Origin of the sequence: Streptomyces sp. C10-9-1 (assembly GCF_024497955.1) — a bacterium.
In the GTDB taxonomy this organism is placed as follows: Bacteria; Actinomycetota; Actinomycetes; order Streptomycetales; family Streptomycetaceae; genus Streptomyces; species Streptomyces sanyensis.
Genome location: NZ_JANHKP010000004.1, coordinates 333486 through 353447, shown reverse-complemented (window position 1 = coordinate 353447; position 19962 = coordinate 333486). Strand labels below are relative to the sequence as shown.

Sequence of the window (19962 nt, the reverse complement as noted above, 5' to 3'; positions counted from 1 at the left end):
CCCGCCCGGCCGCTACTTGACCGCGCCCGCCATCACACCGGAGACGAACTGGCGCTGGAAGGCGAAGAACACCGCCAGCGGCACCAGCATCGACACGAACGCCCCCGGGGCGAGCACGTCCACGTTGTTCCCGAACTGCCGCACCTGCTGCTGGAGCACCACCGTGATCGGCGCCCCGCCGGGGTCCGCGAAGACCAGCGCCACCAGCATGTCGTTCCACACCCACAGGAACTGGAAGATCGCCAGGGAGGCGATCGCCGGTCCGCCGAGGGGCAGCACCACCCGGGTGAAGAGCCGCACCTCGCCCGCCCCGTCGAGCCGGGCGGCCTCCAGCAGCTCCCGGGGGATCTGCGCGAAGAAGTTCCGCAGCAGGAAGACGGCGAACGGCAGCCCGAAGGCCACATGGAACAGGACCACCCCGAGCGTGGTCTCGAAGAGGCCGACCACGCCGAAGAGTTCCGAGACCGGCAGCAGCGCCACCTGCACCGGGACCACCAGCAGACCGACCACCACCAGGAACAGCGCGTCCCGGCCGGGGAAGTCCATCCAGGCGAAGGCGTACCCGGCGAGCGCCCCGACCACCACGAGGAGCACCGTGGAGGGCACGGTGATCATCGCGGTGGACAGCAGGGAGCGGGTGACCGCCTCGTTCTCCAGCAGGCGCGCGTAGTTCTCCCCGGTCAGCTGCGCCGGGGCGGTCAGCACCCGCCACCAGCCGCTCGCGGCGATGTCGCCCGGTGCGCGCAGCGAGGAGAGCAGCAGGCCGACCGTGGGCGTCAGCCAGAAGAGCGCGGTCAGTACCAGGAACACCCGCACCGCACCGCCGCCCACCCGTGCGGCGGCCCGTGCCGCTGCCGAGGGCCGGGCGGAGGCGGGTCCGGACCGCCGGTCGGCCCGGGCCCGCGCGGCGCCCCCCTCGGCCGCCCGGCCGGACGGTGCGGTCGGTGCGCTCATCGGCTGGCCTCCCTTCGTATCCGGCGGATGTTCGCGACCATCACCGGCAGCACCAGCACGAGCAGCAGGACCGCGATCGCGCTCCCCAGCCCCGGATCCGCGTCCGTGCCGAAGGAGGACCGGTACAACTGGAGGGCCAGTACGTTGGCGTCGTCCTGGGAGGAGCCCGGGGCGATGACGAACACCAGGTCGAATATCTTCAGAACGTTGATCGTCAAGGTCACCAGGACCACCGCCAGCACGGGCGCCAGCAGCGGCACGGTGATCCTGCGGAAGACCTGCCACTCGCTCGCCCCGTCCACCCGGGCGGCCTCCATCAGCTCCCTCGGGACCCCCGCGAGACCGGCCGCGATCAGCACCATCGCGAAGCCCGCCCACATCCAGACGTAGCTGCCGATGATCGCCGGCGTGACGAGGGCCGGGCCGAGCCAGCTCACACCGTTGTAGGGCTCCCGGAAGTTCTCGGCCGGCAGGCGCAGCACCGCGCCCTCCGCCGCGGGGGGCAGGGTGAAGGAACCGTCCGCCGCGGCCCGGGTCTCGGCGACCACCGACCCGTCCCGCACCGCCTGGACCACGAGCCCCTCCAGGCCGCGCTCCCCGGGATCGACGACGTTCGGCGCGCCTCCGCCGCCCCGCGTGAAGTCCAGCCACGCCGTTCCCCCGACGCCCTCCTCGGGCGCGCGGGGGACCCGCGCCGGGCGGGCGCCGGACGGCAGGTCCGCCGGGGCCACCCCGACCAGGGGCAGCAGCACCGCCGCGCCCGCGGCCACCGGCTCCCGGGTGACGAACGCGCCCTCTCCGCCGTCCCGGAGCGGATGTTCGGGCAGGGGGCGCGCCCTGGGGAAGCCCCCGGCCTCGTGGAAGACGTCGTGGACGCCGACGGCCACGGCGTTGGCCACCCCGCGCTCCGGGTCCTGCTCGTACACGAGCCGGAAGATGATGCCGGCGGCGAGCATCGAGACCGCCATCGGCATGAAGACGACCAGCTTGAACGCGGTCGCCCAGCGCACCCGTTCGGTCAGCACCGCGAAGACCAGCCCCAGCGCGGTGGCCGCGGTGGGCGCGAGCACCACCCACACCGCGTTGTTGCGCACGGCCGTCAGGACGGTGTCGTCCGTGAAGATCACGACGTAGTTGCCGACCCCCGCGAAGGCCCCGGAGCGGTCGAAGAACGAGCGGTGCACCGAGTAGCCGATCGGGTACAGCACGAGGGCACCGAGCAGGACCAGGGCGGGCAGCAGGAAGAGCCCCGCCACCGCCCGGCGGGTGCCGGCCCGGCGCCCGCCCGCGGGGGGCGAGGACCGCGCCGCGCCCCCCTTCGCCGCGGCGGCCACGGCCTCAGTCCCGGTAGGCCGCGGCCGCGTCGGACTCCAGCCTCCGCTGGGTGCCCGCCACGTCCCGCGGGTTCTTCAGGAAGTCCTGGAGGGCCTTCCACGCCCCCTTGCCCGGTGTCCCGCCGAAGGACTGCGGCATCCGGTCCGACATGTCGAAGCGGAAGTCGTCGCCCGCCGCGATCAGCGCCTCGGCGATGCCCCGCTGCACGTCGTCCGGATAGGCGCCGGGGTCCAGAGCCTTGTTCGGCGACAGGAAGCCGCCCGCCCCCGCCGAGATGGCCGCCGCGTCCGGGGACGCCAGGAAGGTCAGCAGCGCCTGGGCGCCCTCGCCGTCCCTCAGGGCCACCGCCGCGTCGCCCCCGGTCACCACCGGGGCCTTGCCGCCCACGGCCGGGAACGGGAAGACCCGGGCGTCCGTCCCGATCTCCGCGTCCGTCTGCGCGATGTTGACGGCCACGAAGTCCCCCTCGAAGACCATGGCCGCCCGGGGGGCCTCGCCTCCGGTGAAGGTCTGCGTCACCGAGGCCGGGAACTCCGTCTGGAGGGCGCCGTCCGCCCCGCCCGCGATCAGCGACTCGTCGCCGAAGAGCTCGGCGAGCGTGGTCAGGGCCCGCGCCACCGACGGGTCGGTCCACGGGATCTCGTGCCGCCCCAGCCGGTCGTACGACTCCGGCCCCGCCTGCGAGAGGTAGACGTTCTCGAACCAGTCGGTGAGGGTCCAGCCGTCCGCACCGGCGACGGAGACCGGGGTGACACCCGAGGCCGAGACGGTCCGCGCCGTGCGGAGGAACTCCTCCCAGGTGGCCGGCTCGTCCACCCCCGCGTTCTCGAAGACCGCGCTGTTGTACCAGACCAGGGACTTGTTGGCGGCCTTGTAGTACACCGCGTACGCGGTCCCGTCCACGGTGCCGAGCTCCCGCCAGCCGGGGGAGTAGTTCTTCTCCAGCTGCGCCGCCGCCTCCGGCCCGACCGGCTTCGCCCAGCCGCGCTCCACGGCCTGCTCGACTGCTCCGACCTGGGGCAGCATCGCCACGTCCGGAGGACTGCCGCCGGCGATCTTCGTGCCCAGGAAGGTGACGATAGGGTCCTGGGCGGGCACGAAGGCGACCTCGGCGCCGGTGCGGCGCTCGAACTCCTCCAGCACCCTGGTGAAGTTCTCCTGCTCGGGGCCGCTCCACACCGCGGCGACCTGTAGCGACTCACCGTCCAGGCGGGGGAGTTCGACGGTGCGGGCCGCGCCGCCGTCCGCGCCGTCCCCGGGCCCGCCCCCGTCGCCCCCGCCGCAGCCGGCGAGTGCCAGCGCCCCGACCGCCGCGGCCGCCACCGCGGCCCTGCCCGTACGAAGAGTTGTGCGCATCGCTGCCCGCCTCTCCCGTGGCTGCTGTCCCGTTACAGCAGGTGTACGCCCGGCTCCGGGGTGTCGCAATACCGCGCTCGGGGCCGACGGGCCCTTCGTGATGGGCTTGTGACGTGGCGTCAGCGGCGCGGGGGCGGCCGATTAGGACCAGCGGCCCCGCTGCCCCGCGTGCTCAGGGCCGGTGGGCCGGGACCAGGGGAGCCGGGGGCTGCGCCGACACCGAGCGGGCCGCCCGCTCCAGCGCGCTCGCCAGCAGGGCCAGGTCGGTGGGGCCGTTGCCCAGCTCGCGCACCGGGCGCCGGGTCGGCGGGTCCCCCATCCGCTCCCACTCCAGCGGCACCACCGTCGGACGCAGGGTCGCGGTGCGCGGGATGCGGCCGGTCACCCGGCCGCCCTGGAAGGCGGTGGTCCGTCCGTCGGGATGCCCCACCGCGCCCCGGCCCGGGGCCGGGTCGTCCGGCCCCGGTGCGACCGCGGGCGCCTGGAGGACCACCCGCAGGCGGGCCTCCTCGGCGAGCCGGGTGTCCGCCGTCCGGTCGGGGCGGGCGGAGGAGGCGACCAGGTGCACCCCGAGGCGTCCTCCCTCGCGGGCCACGGCCTCCAGGGCGCGCACCACGGAACCGGCGGCCGGGCGGCCCGGGCTGCCGAGCGCGGGGTCCACCAGCGCGTCGAAGTCGTCCACCAGGACCACCAGCCGCGGCAGCGGGTCCGGTCCCGGAGGCTCGGTACGGCCCCCGGGGCGCAGCCGGAGCGTGCCCGAGGGCGGGGAGTGCAGGTCCCCGCGGTCGTCGGAGGCCTCGGGGGCCGTCCGCGGCCCGACCACGCGGCCCCCGCCGCGGCGTGCGGCGTGCCAGGCGGCGAAGTCCGTGTCCGCCAGCAGCTCGGCACGGCGCTTCAGCTCCCCGCCCAGAGCCTGGGCGAAGGCCCGCATCCGCACGGGGTCCCCGGCCGCCAGGTGCTCCATGACGTGGGGCAGTTCGGCGCACGCCGCCAGTCCGCCCCCGCGCTCGCCCGCCGCCCCGTCGACCAGCAGCAGCCCCAGCCGGTCCGGCCGGGCGGCCGCCGCCAGGGACGCCGCCACCGACCGCAGCAGCTCGGTGCGCCCGCAGCCCGCGGGACCCTCGACCAGCAGATGCGGTCCCTCCGCGGCCAGGTCCACGGACACCGGGCCCTGCGGCCCGGCGCCGAGCACCACCGTCGTGTCCCCGGCCGACGCCCAGCGGGCCATCAGGGACGCGGGCGTGGCCCGGGCCAGCCCCAGTTCGTCCAGCAGGCGGGCGCTGCGTGGCAGGGCCGACACCCGGCCCTCCCCGGTGCCGCCCTCGGCGCGCAGCGGGGCCAGGGCGCGGCCGAAGCGCTCGGCCCAGGCCACGGAGACGCCGTCACCGGTCCCGACCGTGCCGTGCCCCGCGGTGCGGCCGCCCGCGACCCGCAGCACCCGCAGCGCCGTCGCGACCTCGCCGCTCAGCAGGCCGACCGCGCCGCACTCCCGGAAGGGCCGCGAGGCCGCGCACGCCGCCTCGTAGGTGGCGGCCACCGGGGACAGGGGCGAGGCGGCCGGGGTCTCGGCGAGGCACACCAGGTGGATCCCCGCGGCAGGCCCGGCCTCCGCCAGCCGGGCGAGCGCCTCGCGCAGGGCCGCCGTGCCCGGGTCGCCGTCCACCACGACGACCGTGCGCGGTCCGGTGTGGCGCGCGGCGGCCTCGGCCACGGCGGCGCGGTCGGCGCTCGGCCACCCCGGGCCGAGGGGGCCGTCGTCCAGGCGCCGGGTCAGCTCGGCCGTGCGGGCGGCCGCCTGGTCCCGGTCGAAGGCGAGCAGCAGGCGGCAGTCCTGGCCGTGCGCGGGCCGCAGATGGGGGAGCCAGCCCAGCCAGCCCCACTCCCGTGCGCGCTCCCCGGCCTCCTGGGGCCGCTCCGCCGCGATCAGCACCAGCTCCAGCCCGGCGGGCGAGTGCAGCGCGGCGAGCTGGGCGACCACCGAGCGGGCCAGGCCGGTCAGGCGGGCCCTCGGCCCGGCGAGCCCGAGGGAACCCGCCTCCCGCAGCCCGACGGTCACGGGGACGGACGCCAGGTCCGCCCGGTCCGCGGTGCCGAGTCGCACCACCAGCGACTCCGGATGCGCGCCGTCCCGCTCCCACAGCCGGGGCCCCGGGCGCAGCGCGTCCAGCAGCAGGGCGGCGGGGTCGGGCCAGCGCTCCGCTCCGGTGCCGTCGGGCCGGGCCGGCGGCCGGCCGTCCTCCCGGGCGGGCTCGGCGTCCGCCTCCCGGGCGCCGGCCAGCCGGCGCGCCCAGGCTCCTATGCCCCGGCGGCGCTGACCCGGTGCGGTCGCGGCGGGGGCGCCGGGGCCGCCGTCCCCGTCCGTCTCCCCGGCGGGGGCGTCCGGGGAGACGGACGGCAGACCCGGTCCGCCGGACAGGTCGAGCGGGCGGCCGTGGGTGGCAGCGCCGGAGGAGGCGTGCGGGCCGGTGGCCGGGGGCGCGGCGGACGGCGCGTGCGGGCCGGAGGGCGCGTACTGGGCGGGCACCCGGAGGCCGCCGTGGGCGACCGGCCCCGCCGGGGAACGGCCGGGGGCCGCGGGCACCGCGTCGGCGACGCGGTCCTGCGCCGGGGGGCCGCCGCCGTCCGGGGAGGACCCGACGGGGCGGCCCACCCGCAGGTGGCCCTCGCCGTCGGGGGCTGTCGGCAGCGGCTCCGCGGGGCCGGGGGCCGCCAGCCGCAGCACCGACTCGCCGACCCGCAGCAGCGCGCCCGGGGCCAGGCGGACCGGGCGCTCGCGCACGGGAGAGCCGTCGACGGTGGTCCCGTTGGTGGAGCCGAGGTCCGCCACGGTGACGCGGCCGTCCTCGCCGACCGTCACCTCGCAGTGGAAGCGGGAGACGTCCGGGTCGTCGACCGCGACGTCGGCCTCGGCCGAGCGGCCCACGCCGACCCGTCCGCCGTGCAGCAGGTGGACCCCGCCCGCGTCCGGCCCGGCGACCACGTGGAGCCGGGCCGCGGCGTCCGCGGCGCCGGACTCCTCCGCGGCGGGGGAGTGGAGGGAGAGCACCGCGCCGTCCAGCAGGGGAGGCACGCCCAGGGTGCTGCGCCGGGGGTCCAGCCGCTCGGAGCCGGCGTACAGCACCACGGAACCGGAGGAGGCGCCCTCCGGGCCGGTCACCGCCGAGGCCAGCCCCGAGGCGACCGCGCCCAGCGCGGTACCGGCCGGGGCGGTGACCAGCACGTCGCAGGCGCGTCCCGCCGAGGCGGCCGGGCCGCCGCGCGGCCCGAGCACGGTGAACCGGATCTGCATCGCGGCTGCAATCCCTTCTGCGCGGTCGCCCGGCAGGGGAGCTGCCCTGATCGCCTCGCCCCCACCCGGCAGGTCGGCACAGGAGACAGGGCCCGGGCCGCCGCCGGGGCACGCGGGCGCGGGCGCGCCGACGCGCCGGGCGGGCCCGGGTGGCTCTGTGCTGAGGGCATCCTTGCACCTGTGGCGCGCAACACGCCCGGCCCCCACCCATAAGTGATCTTGAATGGTCGACTCCGGGCGCAAAAGTGCCTGGTCGACCCGGAAGCACGGGTGGGTCATGCCGGAAAGGTGAGCTTCGTTACCGTTCCGTCCTCTTCCGTGCGGCAACCGCGCGTACGAAGCCCGCGTCTGTCTTCGAGCAGGGGCGACCGGGGAAGAGATGCCCGCGCGGCAGCCGACGCCCCCCGCCACGGCATTACAGTGGGCCGGACACCGGGCGGCCGTCAGGATCAGAGGATCATCGGCGGCCCGGACCATGGAGGACCCCGATCAGCAGGGAGCGCGACGTGCGGCCGGTAGGCAGCAAGTACCTGCTCGAGGAGCCGCTCGGGCGCGGCGCCACGGGCACCGTCTGGCGTGCGCGCCAGAGGGAGACGGCGGGCGCCGAGGCGGCCGTTCCCGGGCAGCCCGGCGAGACCGTGGCGATCAAGGTCCTCAAGGAGGAGCTCGCCAACGACGCGGACGTGGTGATGCGCTTCCTGCGGGAGCGCTCCGTCCTGCTGCGGCTCACCCATGCGAACATCGTGCGCACCCGCGACCTGGTCGTCGAGGGCGACCTCCTCGCCCTGGTCATGGACCTGGTCGACGGCCCCGACCTCCACCGCTACCTGCGTGAGAGCGGACCCCTGTCCCCGGTCGCCGCCTCGCTGCTGACGGCGCAGATCGCCGACGCGCTCGCCGCCAGCCACGCGGACGGGGTCGTGCACCGGGACCTGAAGCCCGCCAACGTCCTGCTGCGGACCGACGCGGACGGCCAGATGCACCCGATGCTCACCGACTTCGGCATCGCCCGGCTCGCCGACTCCCCGGGGCTGACCCGCACCCACGAGTTCGTCGGCACGCCCGCGTACGTAGCGCCGGAGTCGGCCGAGGGGCGCCCCCAGACCTCCGCCGTCGACGTCTACGGTGCCGGGATCCTGCTGTACGAGCTGGTCACCGGCCGTCCCCCGTTCTCCGGAGGCACCGCCCTGGAGGTGCTGCACCGGCACCTCAGCGAGGAGCCCCGCCGCCCCACCACCGTTCCCGAGCCCCTGTGGACGGTCATCGAGCGCTGCCTCCGCAAGGAGCCCGGGGAGCGTCCCAGCGCCGAGAACCTGGCCCGCGCGCTGCGCACCGTGGCCGAGGGGATCGGCGTCCGCGCCGGCGCCGCCCAGGTCGACGCCGCGCTCGGGGTCGGCGCGCTGCTCGCCCCCGACCCCTCGCCCGCCCCCGTTCCGGACACTCCGGGGGCCTCCGACGCGACCCAGGTCCTGCCGAACACGGGCCCCTCCGGTGCGTCGGCCTACGACCCCTCCGGGGCCACCAGCGTGCTGCCGCAGACCGGTCCGCCCGGCGGCGCCGACCCCACCTCGGTGATGCCGCCGGTGCCGGGGCCGGAGGAGCCGCACCCCTGGCAGTCCCAGCTGAGGGCTGCCCGAGACCGCAACGAGCAGACGCAGATGCAGTACCTGGACCCGAGTCAGGACCCGCTGCGCCGCCGTCCGCAGCGCCAGCCGCAGCCCCAGCCGCAGCAGCCTCCGCAGCGGCACCAGCCTCCGCAGCACAGGTCGGCCCAGCCCCAGCCCTACGCGCCTCCGCCCTACCAGGGGGGCGCTCGGCAGCCCGAGCCGTACCGGCAGCCGCAGGCTCCCCAGCCCTACCGGCAGCCGCAGGCACCCCAGCCGTACACGCCGCCGCAGCCGCCACCGCCCCAGCAGCCCGCCGCACGCCCGCCGCGGGAGCCCAGGGAGCCGCGGCGCCGCAGCGCCAACCCCGTCCGCATCCCGGGCCTGGGCTGCCTCAAGGGCTGCCTGGTCATGGTCGTGCTGCTCTTCATCGGCGGCTGGCTGATCTGGGAGCTGACGCCGCTCCAGGGGTGGATCGCCGAGGGCAAGGGCTACTGGGAGGCCCTCGGGGACGGCATCTCCACGGTCACCGACTGGATCTCCACACTCGGCGACGCCCAGGACGCGGGCGAGCAGATCACCGGGCCGTAGGGCCCGTTCCCCAGGCCCCGGGGAGCCCCGGGGCCGTGGCGAGGGAGCTGCCTCCGGAGGGCGCCCGCACGGCCGCCGTGCGGGCGCCCTCCGCCGGTCCCGGCGGCGGCCCTCCGGGCGATGCCGTGGATTTGTCGACTTCCGTAGGCTGATTTATCCCGCAGAAGTGGAGGTCGGCGACATCCTGGGCACGGACCTCCCCGACGCCCGCGTACTTTAGGGCCAACGCCAGCCGCTGAGGGAGCAGTCTTGGCACGAAAAATCGGCAGCCGGTACACGGCCCATCAGATCGTGGGGCGGGGAAGCGCCGGCACGGTGTGGCTCGGCGAGGGCCCCGAGGGCCCCGTCGCCGTCAAGCTGCTGCGCGAGGACCTGGCCTGCGACCAGGAACTCGTCGGCCGCTTCGTCCAGGAGCGCACCGCGCTCCTCCAGCTGGACCATCCCCGCATCGTCGCGGTCCGCGACCTGGTGGTCGACGGCAACGACCTCGCCCTGGTCATGGACCTGGTCCGCGGCACCGACCTGCGCACCCGCCTCGACCGGGAGCGCAGGCTGGCGCCCGAGGCGGCCGTCGCCATCACCGCCGACGTCGCCGAGGCGCTGGCGGCCGCACACGCCGCCGGTGTCGTGCACCGCGACGTCAAGCCGGAGAACATCCTGCTGGACATGGAGGGGCCGCTCGGCCCCGGCGGCGCCCACCCCGCGCTGCTCACCGACTTCGGCGTCGCCAAGCTGATCGACACCCCGCGCCGCACCAAGGCCGCCCGTGCCGCGGGGGGCGCCCCCAACGCCTCCGGGATCATCGGCACGCCCGACTACGTCGCGCCCGAGCTCGTCGAGGGCCTCCCGCCCCGCGCGGCGGTCGACATCTACGCCCTGGCCACCGTGCTCTACGAACTCCTGGCGGGCTTCACGCCCTTCGGCGGCGGGCACCCCGGCGCGGTCCTGCGCCGCCATGTCACCGAGACCGTCGTCCCGCTCCCCGGAATCCCCGAGGAGCTCTGGCAGCTGATCGTCCAGTGCCTGGCCAAGGCGCCCGCCTCCCGGCTGCGCGCCTCCGAGCTCGCCCAGCGCCTCCACGACCTCCTCCCCCTGCTGCGCGGGATCCCGCCGCTTGAGGTCGACGAACCCGGCACCGAGCCCGCCCCCGAGCCCTGGGAGGAGGACGAGCCGGAACGGCCGGCCGCCCCCCGCCGGCGGGGGGCCGTCCCCCTCGTGCCCGGTGCGGCCTCCGCGGACGCCAACCGGGACACCCACACCTCGATGAGGGTGCCCGCCCCGGACGAGCTCGCGGGCGGTGCCCGCGGGACGGCCCGGGCCCCCCGGACCCCGGGCCAGCGACGCCCGGGCTCCGCCCGCAACCGGGCCGCCGCGGTCCGCAGGCGCCGCCTCACCGTGGGCGCGGCGGCGGTGGCCCTGGCGGCCGTCGCCGGGGTGGGGGGCTGGCTGGCCCTGGACGGCGACGGCGGCCAGGTCCCGCCGGGCGGCACCCGCCAGTCCGTGCCCGCCGAGCCCTGACCGCCTCCGTCCCCGCCGCCCGCTCCGTCCCCGCCACCCGGCGGGGACGGGTCCCGGGGGAAGTCGCGGGCCGGGGCCAGCACGGGGCACGCCGTCCAGCCGTTAGGCTGGACCCGTGGCAGTCGTCGATGTATCCGAAGAGCTGAAGTCCCTCTCCTCGACCATGGGGTCGATCGAGGCCGTCCTGGACCTCGAGGCGATGAGGGCAGACATCGCCGCGCTCGAGGAGCAGGCGGCGGCGCCGTCCCTGTGGGACGACCCCGAGGCGGCGCAGAAGATCACCAGCAGGCTTTCGCACCTCCAGGCCGAGGTCCGCAAGGCCGAGGCCCTGCGCGGCCGTATCGACGACCTCGAAGTCCTCTTCGAGCTCGCCGAGGCCGAGGACGACCCGGACACGCGTGCCGAGGCCGAGACCGAGCTGGAGGCCGTGCGCAAGGCGCTGGACGAGATGGAGGTCCGCACCCTGCTGTCCGGCGAGTACGACGAGCGCGAGGCGCTGGTCAACATCCGGGCCGAGGCGGGCGGCGTGGACGCGGCCGACTTCGCCGAGCAGCTCCAGCGCATGTACCTGCGCTGGGCCGAGCGGCACGGCTACGGCACCGAGGTGTACGAGACCTCCTACGCGGAGGAGGCCGGCATCAAGTCGACCACCTTCGTCGTCAAGGCCCCCTACGCCTACGGCACGCTCTCCGTCGAGCAGGGCACCCACCGGCTGGTGCGCATCTCGCCCTTCGACAACCAGGGGCGGCGCCAGACCTCCTTCGCCGGTGTCGAGGTCCTGCCGGTGGTCGAGCAGTCCGACCACGTGGAGATCGACGAGTCCGAGCTCCGCGTCGACGTGTACCGCGCCTCCGGGCCCGGCGGCCAGGGCGTCAACACCACCGACTCCGCCGTCCGCATCACGCACATCCCCACCGGCATCGTGGTCTCCTGCCAGAACGAGCGCTCCCAGATCCAGAACAAGGCGAGCGCGATGAACGTCCTCCAGGCGAAGCTGCTGGAGCGCCGCCGCCAGGAGGAGCAGGCCAAGATGGACGCCCTCAAGGGCGACGGCGGCAACTCCTGGGGCAACCAGATGCGTTCGTACGTCCTGCACCCGTACCAGATGGTGAAGGACCTGCGCACCGAGTGCGAAGTCGGCAATCCCCAGTCCGTGCTGGACGGTGAGATCGACGGCTTCCTCGAAGCGGGAATTCGCTGGCGCAAGCAGCAGGAGAAGTAACTGCTCGCTTTGTCGACAAGGGAACTGCCGCTCAGGGAGCGGCAGTTCCCTTTTTACGTCACACTTACCCCCCATTGCTCAGGCAACTGACTGCATAACGGACATCGCGCCCGCAACGACCTTGACGGTCTTGCGGAAACTGGGAAGGGTGTGGTCCGGCATACGCGATGCCCGGGCGCGCCGAGAACGGGGGAGTTCTGACGATCCCCCTGTGCCGCCGCCCGGTGCGATGCCCTGATGACGATGAGCTACTGGGGGTAGCAGACACATGACGAAGAAGACGCGGATCCGCGTCGCACGCATAGCCGCCGGCGCTGTCATCGCCGCGGGTGCGTCGCTCACCGCCGCAGGTGCCGCGCAGGCCTTCGACCTGACCGGCATCGAGGCCGATGCGGGGCTGGGCATCAACGAGGCCGAGGGCGAGACCGTCTCCGGTGCCATCGGCGGTGTCGACGAGGGCGCTGCGGGTGAGCCGACCGGTGGTGCGACGACCGGTGACACGACCGGTGGTGCGACCACGGGTGACGCCACGGGTGGTGCGACCACGGGTGACACGACCGGTGGTGCGACCACGGGTGACACCACGGGTGGTGCGACGACCGGTGACACGACCGGTGGTGCGACCACGGGTGACACCACGGGTGGTGCGACGACCGGTGACACGACCGGTGGTGCGACCACGGGTGACACCACGGGTGGTGCGACCACGGGTGACACGACCGGTGGTGCGACCACGGGTGACACCACGGGCGGTGCGACCACCGGTGACACCACGGGCGGTGCGACCACCGGTGACACGACCGGCGGTGCCAACACCGGCGGTGCCAGCACCGGTGGTGCGACGACCGGTGACACGACCGGTGGTGCCAACACCGGTGGTGCGACCACGGGTGACGCCTCGGGTGGTGCGGCCACCGGCGGCTCCGCCTCCGGAGGCAACGGCGCCGACCCGAACGGCGGCGTGATCGAGGGTGACGCCCCCGCCGGCACCACCCCCGACAGCGTCGGCTCGCAGCCGGTCCAGCAGGGCGAGGCCAAGGAGGAGCTGGCCGAGACCGGCGCCGCCGAGACCACCTTCCTGCTGCTCGGCGCGGCGACCATGATCGCCGGCGGCATCGGCTTCCGCATGCTGCCGCGCCTGGTCGGCGGCAGCGCCGCGGCCTGAGGCCGCACCGTGCGGTGACCGTCTGAGACGGACCGTCGCGCAGCGCACACGGAGGAGGGCCCGGGACGCGTCCCGGGCCCTCCTCCTCGTACGTCAGACGGCCAGCAGTGCCACGGCCGCCACGAGGACCACCAGCAGCGCCAGCAGCGCCGCGGGATTCAGCCCGGCGAACGGACCCTCCTGCTGGAGGCGCTCCCGATTGGCCCTGCACACCGGGCAGCGGCCCTCCGACACGGGGGCCGCGCAGTTCCCGCACACGAGCCGGTCGTAGGTCATGCGCTCTCCTCCTCCCGCGCACCCGGGGCCGCGGAGTGGCCGCGGACCGTCAGCGGAATGTCTCTCCCCGGAACGCACCGGGAAACGCCTCTGTTCCCCTACCACTGTGCCAGCTCGGGCGCCTTTCGGCGCGCCCCGCCGTATCGCCCCCGTCCTGCGACGGGATAAATCGGTCAAGTCGGGACCGTGTCTGCACGGCCTGTGCGGCTTCGCGTATGGTCACGCTCACCTACTCCCGGCGACCCGTGGTGCATCCGTGATCCGATTCGACAGCGTCTCCAAGAGCTACCCCAAGCAGAACCGACCTGCCCTGCGTGACGTCTCCCTCGAAATCGAGAAGGGGGAGTTCGTCTTCCTCGTGGGATCGTCGGGTTCGGGCAAGTCGACCTTCCTCCGGCTGCTGCTGCGCGAGGAGCGCGCCAGCCAGGGCGCGGTCCACGTCCTGGGCAAGGACCTCGCCCGCCTCTCCAACTGGAAGGTGCCCCACATGCGCCGCCAGCTGGGCACGGTCTTCCAGGACTTCCGGCTGCTGCCCAACAAGACCGTGGCGGAGAACGTGGCCTTCGCGCAGGAGGTCATCGGCAAGCCGCGGGGCGAGATCCGCAAGGCCGTCCCCCAGGTTCTCGACCTGGTCGGCCTCGGCGGCAAGGAGGACCGGATGCCCGGCGAGCTCTCGGGCGGTGAGCAGCAGCGCGTCGCCATCGCGCGCGCCTTCGTCAACCGGCCGCTGCTGCTGATCGCGGACGAGCCGACCGGAAACCTCGACCCGCAGACCTCGGTCGGGATCATGAAGCTGCTCGACCGGATCAACCGCACGGGCACCACCGTGGTGATGGCGACCCACGACCAGAACATCGTCGACCAGATGCGCAAGCGCGTCATCGAGCTCGAGAAGGGCCGTCTCGTCCGCGACCAGGCCCGCGGCGTCTACGGCTACCAGCACTGAGCCCGGACAGACTGAAAGGCTGAAAGCACGCCATGCGCGCCCAGTTCGTCATGTCGGAGATCGGCGTCGGTCTCCGTCGAAACCTCACGATGACCTTCGCCGTCGTCATCTCCGTGGCCCTGTCGCTGGCCCTGTTCGGTGGTGCCCTGCTCATGCGGGAGCAGGTCAACACCATGAAGGACTTCTGGTACGACAAGGTCAACGTCTCCATCTTCCTCTGCAACAAGAACGACGCCTCGACCGCACCGCAGTGCGCCAAGGGCGCCGTCACCACCGCGCAGAAGGAGCAGATCGAGTCCGACCTGAAGGCCCTCGACCTGGTCGACACCGTCCAGCACGAGACGGCCGAGGAGGCGTACAAGCACTACAAGGAGCAGTACGGCGACACCCCGATCGCCGCCACCATCACTCCCGACCAGATGCAGGAGTCCTTCCGGGTCAAGCTGCACGACCCCGAGAAGTACCAGGTGGTGGCCACCGCGTTCGCCGGGCGCGACGGCGTGCACTCGGTCCAGGACCAGCGGGACATCCTCCAGAACCTCTTCGGCCTGATGAACGGGATGCGGATCGCGGCGCTGTGCGTGATGGGCCTGATGCTGGTGATCGCGATGATGCTGATCGTCAACACCGTGCGGGTGTCGGCGTTCAGCCGCCGCCGGGAGACCGGCATCATGCGGCTCGTGGGGGCGTCCAGCTTCTACATCCAGACGCCGTTCATCATGGAGGCCGCGGTCGCGGGCCTGCTGGGCGGTGCCGTGGCCTGCGTGATGCTGCTCGTCGGCCGCTACTTCCTGATCGACAACGGCCTCGCCCTCGCGGACAAGATGCAGCTGGTCGACTTCATCGGCTGGGACGCGGTCTTCACCAAGCTGCCGCTGGTGCTCGCGATCGGGCTGCTGATGCCCGCCGTTGCGGCTTTCGTCGCGCTCCGCAAGTACCTGAAGGTGTGAGAAGCGCCCCGGGCGCCGTACGGTCAACCGCCGTACGGCGCCCTTCGCTTGTCCTAGACTCGGCGCCATGTCAGGCCCCGAGTTCTGTCGACGGCCCCACGGCATCCGCCGCGGGGCGGCCCTGACCTTGGTCTTCGCGACCGTGCTCGCCACCGCGGCGGTCACCGGCGTCCTCCCGCGCGAGGACGCCGAGGAGCCGCGGCGCACCCAGCCCGCGCGCGCCGCGGGGGCGACCGTGGACCGCGAGGGCCTGGCGCGTGCGGCGGCCGAGGCCATGGCCGACGGCAAGTCCGGTACGGAGGCGGCCGAGCAGTTCGTCAGCCGCAGCGGCGACCGCTGGGGCGCCGTCTACGACCGCCGCGAGTACGAGGAGTTCGCCGACGCCCTCGACGGCGAGTACAGCGGGGTGGGCCTCGGTGCCCGGCGCGACGCCGAGGGCCGTGTCGAGGTCTCCCGGGTGCAGCAGGACGCTCCCGCCGCGCGCGCCGGGATCCGCCCGGGCGACCTGCTGCTGGCCGTCGGCGGCGAAGAGGTCGCGCACCGCCCCGTGACCGAGGTGGTCGCCCTGCTGCGCGGCCCCGAGGGCACCGCGGTCCGTCTCGGCCTGGAGCGCGAGGGCCGCCGTTTCACGGCCGAGCTGGAGCGCGTCCGCCTCCTCACCGAGTCGGTCACGGTCCGCAGGCTGAGCCGCGAGGCCGTGCTGATCAGGGTCGACGCCTTCACCAAGGGGTCGGGCGAGCGGGTGCGCCGCGCCGTGGAGGAGGCCCCGCGCGAGGCCGGCGTCCTGCTCGACCTGCGCGGCAACCCGGGCGGTCTGGTCAGCGAGGCCGTCGAGGCGGCCTCCGCCTTCCTGGACGGCGGCCTGGTGGCCACCTACGACGTCCGCGGCGAGCAGCGGGCGCTCTACGCCGAGCCGGGCGGCGACACCCGGCGGCCCCTGGTCGCGCTGGTCGACGGCGGGACCATGAGCGCCGCCGAACTGGTCACCGGCGCGCTCAAGGACCGTGGCCGCGCCGTGACCGTCGGTGCCCGCACCTTCGGCAAGGGTTCGGTGCAGATGCCGAGCCGGTTGCCCGACGGCTCCGTCGCCGAGCTCACCGTGGGCCTCTACCGCACTCCGGCAGGTCACCACGTCGACGGCACGGGCATCGCACCGGACCTGGCCGCCGACGAGGGGGCCGAGGAGCGGGCCGCATCGGTATTGGGTGGCCTCAGGGGGGCCTCGTAGTGCGAAAATGACCGCACTATGGCAAAGGAAAAAGGGCGCAAGCTGATCGCCCAGAACAAGAAGGCGCGGCACGACTACCACATCCTGGACACCTACGAGTGCGGCCTCGTGCTCACGGGTACCGAGGTGAAGTCGCTGCGCCAGGGCCGGGCCTCGCTGGCGGACGGCTTCGTGCAGATCGACGGCGGCGAGGCGTGGCTGCACAACGTGCACGTTCCCGAGTACAGCCAGGGCACCTGGACGAACCACAGCGCCCGGCGCCGCCGCAAGCTGCTGATGCACCGGGAGGAGATCGACAAGCTGGAGTCCAAGTCCCAGGAGACCGGTCACACCATCGTCCCGCTCGCCCTGTACTTCAAGGACGGCCGGGCCAAGGTCGAGATCGCGCTGGCGAAGGGCAAGAAGGAGTACGACAAGCGCCAGACGCTGCGGGAGAAGCAGGACCGCAGGGAGGCGGACCGGGCCGTCTCGGCCGCCCGCCGCAGGCAGCGGGCCTGAGGGACCGCCCCGCGGGGGAATGCGCTGGCATCGTCGTGCGTTGGTCACGTACGATGGGCATCGCCCCTGGAGACGGGGGCTTGTCAACTCAACATGGGGATGATCGGTTTCGACAGCGGATGTCGAAGCAGGGGAAGCGTGTCGAGGAAGCGGCAATGATCTCGTTAACCATATGTCGCAACCAATAATCGCCAATTCCAAGCGCGATAACTCCGAAGCCTTCGCCCTCGCTGCCTGATAAGCAGTAGAGACGAACCTTCACTCATGGAGCGTCAGCCCGGGGCTGTTCCCGACCCGGTTCCTGGCGTCATCTAGGGAACTAAACCTCTAGGCCCGGTCACGGGGTCGAGAGGGAAACCACACAGTGACTGAGCCCGTCGGAGACTTGTCCGCGTGATCTCCGGGGCTGAGAAAATCGCAGCGGACTGCACACGGAGAAGCCCTGGTTCCGCACCGTTGGACGCGGGTTCGATTCCCGCCATCTCCACCGACGAGGCCCGGGGGCGCGATGCCCCCACCACCTCGCCACCCCATGTGGGTGAAGGCCCGCCGGCCCCGTGCCGGCGGGCCTTCGTCATGCCCGGCCGCCGTGCCCCCGGCCTGCCACGGCCGCCGCCCAGGCCAGGGCGGCGGCGCAGACCGGCACCAGATAGCCCGCGGCGGGCTCCAGGCGCTCGACCGTCCAGCCCCCCGCGGCCGAGCCGGCGGCGATGCCGCCCAGCAGTGCCGTGACCGCCAGCGTCATGCCCTCGTTCGCCCGCCCGGCCGGGGTGAGCCGCTGGACCGCCGTCATCCCCGCGACCATGGTCGGCGCCGTCGCCGTACCCGCGACCAGCAGCGCCACGGCGAGCAGCGCGAGCCGGTCCGTGAGGGCGGCCGCCAGCAGGGGCAGCGCCGTCAGGGCCGTCATCGCGGCCAGGCACCACGGCAGCGCCACCGCCCTGCGGGTCCTGCCGTACAGCAGCCCGGCCGCGCCGGACCCCGCGGCCGCCAGGCCGAGCACCGCGCCCCCGGCCGCCCCGCCCACCTCGGCCAGGGTGACCACCTCCGTCGCCCCGAACACCGCCCCGGTGGCGAGGAAGACCCCGAGCAGCGGGCGCATCCCCGGCACCCGCAGGGGGGCGGCGGCGGTGCCGCGCCCGGAGACGGGCGGCTCGGTGCCGCGCTGGGCCGCGAACAGCAGCACCCCGCTCAGCAGCAGCAGGGCCGCCGCCACCGTGCCCGCCTCCACGAACAGAGCCGAGCACAGCAGCGCCGCCAGCACCGGCCCCAGCATGAAGCACAGCTCGTCCACGGCCTGCTCCACCGCGTTCGCGGTGTGCCGGGCCTCCGGGGCGCCGCGCAGCAGGTGCCCCCAGCGGGCCCGGGACATCCCCCCGACGTTCGGGCAGGTGGCCGTCGCGGCGTACGCCGCGAACAGGGTCCAGGCCGGGGCACCGGAGCGGACGCACAGCACCAGGGCCATTTGCCCGAGGACCGCCAGCAGGGCGGCGGGGACGGCCACCCGCGCCTGTCCGTACCGGTCGACCAGGCGCGCCGTGACGGGGGCGACCAGCGCGGTCGCCGCCAGGCCGGTCGCCGTGACGGCCCCGGCCAGCGCGTACGACCCCCGGGTGCCCGCGATCATCAGGATCGCGCCCACCCCGAACATGCCCGCGGGAAGCCGCGCCAGCAGGCCGGCCGCGGTGAACGCCCGGGTTCCGGGGATCCCGAAGAGCCGCCGGTAGGGACCTGGCGGGCGGCGGGAGGAGCCCGGCGCACCGCCCGCCGCGCCGCCGGTCCGGAGACCGCCGGTCCGGCGGCCCCCGCAGCCGCGGGTGCCGAGACGGGGGACGAGGGCGGGCGCACCGGGTGCGAAGGAGGGCGGCGCGGAGCGCACGGCCGTGGTGGGCCGCGAAGGGGTGGCGGGCATGCCCCCAGCCTCGCGTCGCGGCCCGGGGCCGGTCCAACACCTGTCGGATGGCCATTCACGCACCCGTGTTGTTGAATGCGCTGTGCCCCGAGACCTGGATCCGCGCCTCCTGCGTGCCTATGTGGCCGCCGCCGAGGAACTCCACTTCACCCGCGCCGCTGCCCGTCTGTTCGTCGCCCAGCAGGCGCTCAGCCGGGACATCCGCCGCCTGGAGCGGGAGCTCGGCACGGAGCTGTTCCTCCGCACCACCCGCCAGGTCGCCCTCACCGGTGACGGCGAGCGCCTGCTGCCCCACGCCCGCCGGATGCTGGCCGCCCAGGAGGACCTGCTGGCCGCCGCGCGAGGCGCCGACCGGCCGCTGCTCGTCGACCTCAACACCGCCGGGCTCAGCTCCGGCCGGGTGCTCGCCCGGGCCCGTGAACTGGCTCCCGACCACGAGCTCATGGCCCGCTACGAGAGCGGGCTCGCGGGTGCCGCGGCGGAGATCGCCGCCGGCCGGCTCGACGTCTCCTTCGGCCGCTTCGCGGGGCTCGGGGCAGGGGTGCGCTCCGTGCTCCGCCACCGGCCCGTCCGGCTGGAGCCGATGGCCGTGCTGCTCGCCGAGGGAGACCCGCTCGCCGCCCTCGACCGGGTGCCGCTCGCCGCGCTCGCGGGGCGCAGGCTCTACGCGGGCGCGGGCAACCCGTGCACCGCCGAGTGGACCGACCTCGCCGCCCGTCTCGTCGACGGCCGGGGGGTCGCGCTCTCCCCGCCCGCCCCGATGGCGGTGGGCATGGAGGAGTTCCGGCGGGTGATGGCCAGGGGCGGGGATCCGGTGCTCGCCGTGGTGGACCACCCGGTGCCCGCGGGCGTGGTGCTGCGGCCGCTGGTCGACCCGGTACCGCTCTCCCCGGTCTCGATGGTGTGGCGCAGGGGGCTCGCCCATCCCGGCCTGGACGCCCTGGTCCGCGCCGCGGACGAGCTCGCCGCCCGGGAGGGCTGGCTCGGCGAACCGGCCGGCTCCTGGCTGCCCGAGGCGGACCGCGCGGTGATGCGCGGCACCTGACACCGCCACGGACCGTCCCGCGGTATCCGGCGGGCGCGCGACGACGGCCACGGCGCCTCGCCGCACCGCCGCA

Annotated in this window: 15 protein-coding genes and 1 other RNA gene; 10 read left to right on the top strand and 6 right to left on the bottom strand. The window is 74.7% G+C overall.

From position 1 onward, the window contains the following. Positions 1–12 precede the first annotated feature (12 nt). The 4 genes from NPS70_RS08025 to NPS70_RS08010 all read right to left on the bottom strand — a co-directional run bounded on the left by NPS70_RS08025 (position 13) and on the right by NPS70_RS08010 (position 6934). Positions 13–954: a carbohydrate ABC transporter permease gene (locus NPS70_RS08025; protein WP_256523364.1), complete on the bottom strand. Its 942-nt coding sequence runs from the start codon at positions 952–954 to the stop codon at positions 13–15. Beyond that, positions 951–2288 (bottom strand): carbohydrate ABC transporter permease, encoded by a 1338-nt coding sequence (locus NPS70_RS08020; RefSeq protein WP_374211955.1) that lies wholly within the window; start codon positions 2286–2288, stop codon positions 951–953. Before NPS70_RS08020 ends, NPS70_RS08025 begins: the two co-directional genes overlap by 4 nt. A gap of 4 nt (positions 2289–2292) precedes the next feature. After that, positions 2293–3645, bottom strand: a complete 1353-nt coding sequence (locus tag NPS70_RS08015; protein ID WP_256523362.1) for an ABC transporter substrate-binding protein — start codon at positions 3643–3645, stop codon at positions 2293–2295. A gap of 172 nt (positions 3646–3817) precedes the next feature. Beyond that, a complete protein-coding gene (locus NPS70_RS08010; protein WP_256523361.1) occupies positions 3818–6934 on the bottom strand; it encodes an FHA domain-containing protein in 3117 nt (1038 codons plus the stop codon). Between the two features lie 506 nt (positions 6935–7440). Between NPS70_RS08010 and NPS70_RS08005 the strand changes: the two genes are divergently transcribed. The 4 genes from NPS70_RS08005 to NPS70_RS07990 all read left to right on the top strand — a co-directional run bounded on the left by NPS70_RS08005 (position 7441) and on the right by NPS70_RS07990 (position 13034). Beyond that, a complete protein-coding gene (locus NPS70_RS08005; RefSeq protein WP_256523360.1) occupies positions 7441–9129 on the top strand; it encodes a serine/threonine-protein kinase in 1689 nt (562 codons plus the stop codon). 249 nt (positions 9130–9378) lie between these two features. Then, the gene (locus NPS70_RS08000) at positions 9379–10647 is read left to right on the top strand and encodes a serine/threonine-protein kinase (RefSeq protein ID WP_256523359.1); all 1269 of its coding nucleotides are present in this window, start codon (positions 9379–9381) and stop codon (positions 10645–10647) included. Positions 10648–10762: 115 nt separating this feature from the next. Next, positions 10763–11869, top strand: coding sequence for a peptide chain release factor 2 (prfB, locus tag NPS70_RS07995; RefSeq protein WP_256523358.1), 1107 nt, complete (start codon positions 10763–10765; stop codon positions 11867–11869). Positions 11870–12137: 268 nt separating this feature from the next. Next, positions 12138–13034 (top strand): hypothetical protein, encoded by an 897-nt coding sequence (locus NPS70_RS07990; protein ID WP_256523357.1) that lies wholly within the window; start codon positions 12138–12140, stop codon positions 13032–13034. A gap of 93 nt (positions 13035–13127) precedes the next feature. Here the strand turns inward: NPS70_RS07990 and NPS70_RS07985 are convergent, their stop codons facing one another. After that, positions 13128–13310, bottom strand: coding sequence for a hypothetical protein (locus NPS70_RS07985; RefSeq protein ID WP_256523356.1), 183 nt, complete (start codon positions 13308–13310; stop codon positions 13128–13130). Positions 13311–13566: 256 nt separating this feature from the next. Here NPS70_RS07985 and ftsE point away from each other — a divergent pair, with 256 nt between their 5' ends. From ftsE to ssrA, 5 genes are all read left to right on the top strand, one after another. Beyond that, on the top strand, positions 13567–14256 hold the full coding sequence (ftsE, locus tag NPS70_RS07980) for a cell division ATP-binding protein FtsE (protein ID WP_256523355.1): 690 nt from the start codon (positions 13567–13569) through the stop codon (positions 14254–14256). Between the two features lie 32 nt (positions 14257–14288). Further along, a complete protein-coding gene (ftsX, locus tag NPS70_RS07975) occupies positions 14289–15206 on the top strand; it encodes a permease-like cell division protein FtsX (protein WP_256523354.1) in 918 nt (305 codons plus the stop codon). A gap of 67 nt (positions 15207–15273) precedes the next feature. Next, on the top strand, positions 15274–16434 hold the full coding sequence (locus NPS70_RS07970; protein WP_256523353.1) for a S41 family peptidase: 1161 nt from the start codon (positions 15274–15276) through the stop codon (positions 16432–16434). Between the two features lie 18 nt (positions 16435–16452). After that, positions 16453–16932, top strand: a complete 480-nt coding sequence (gene smpB, locus NPS70_RS07965; protein WP_256523352.1) for an SsrA-binding protein SmpB — start codon at positions 16453–16455, stop codon at positions 16930–16932. A gap of 95 nt (positions 16933–17027) precedes the next feature. Next, positions 17028–17422: a transfer-messenger RNA gene (ssrA, locus tag NPS70_RS07960) on the top strand. A gap of 84 nt (positions 17423–17506) precedes the next feature. Here ssrA and NPS70_RS07955 read toward each other — a convergent pair. Then, complete coding sequence (locus NPS70_RS07955; protein ID WP_256523351.1) at positions 17507–18844, bottom strand: MFS transporter; 1338 nt, start codon at positions 18842–18844, stop codon at positions 17507–17509. An 82-nt stretch (positions 18845–18926) separates the two neighbouring features. On the opposite strand from NPS70_RS07955, the gene NPS70_RS07950 reads away from it, so the two are divergent. Next, a complete protein-coding gene (locus tag NPS70_RS07950; RefSeq protein WP_256523350.1) occupies positions 18927–19889 on the top strand; it encodes a LysR family transcriptional regulator in 963 nt (320 codons plus the stop codon). Positions 19890–19962 lie beyond the last annotated feature (73 nt).

What these genes read in the sequence shown, in the direction of transcription:
- NPS70_RS08025 (WP_256523364.1), bottom strand. Translation starts at nt 954, where the DNA reads ATGAGCGCACCGACCGCACCGTCCGGCCGGGCGGCCGAGGGGGGCGCC.
- NPS70_RS08015 (WP_256523362.1), bottom strand. Translation starts at nt 3,645, where the DNA reads ATGCGCACAACTCTTCGTACGGGCAGGGCCGCGGTGGCGGCCGCGGCG.
- NPS70_RS08010 (WP_256523361.1), bottom strand. Translation starts at nt 6,934, where the DNA reads ATGCAGATCCGGTTCACCGTGCTCGGGCCGCGCGGCGGCCCGGCCGCC.
- NPS70_RS07990 (WP_256523357.1), top strand. Translation starts at nt 12,138, where the DNA reads ATGACGAAGAAGACGCGGATCCGCGTCGCACGCATAGCCGCCGGCGCT.
- NPS70_RS07985 (WP_256523356.1), bottom strand. Translation starts at nt 13,310, where the DNA reads ATGACCTACGACCGGCTCGTGTGCGGGAACTGCGCGGCCCCCGTGTCG.
- ftsX (WP_256523354.1), top strand. Translation starts at nt 14,289, where the DNA reads ATGCGCGCCCAGTTCGTCATGTCGGAGATCGGCGTCGGTCTCCGTCGA.
- NPS70_RS07970 (WP_256523353.1), top strand. Translation starts at nt 15,274, where the DNA reads ATGTCAGGCCCCGAGTTCTGTCGACGGCCCCACGGCATCCGCCGCGGG.
- smpB (WP_256523352.1), top strand. Translation starts at nt 16,453, where the DNA reads ATGGCAAAGGAAAAAGGGCGCAAGCTGATCGCCCAGAACAAGAAGGCG.
- NPS70_RS07955 (WP_256523351.1), bottom strand. Translation starts at nt 18,844, where the DNA reads ATGCCCGCCACCCCTTCGCGGCCCACCACGGCCGTGCGCTCCGCGCCG.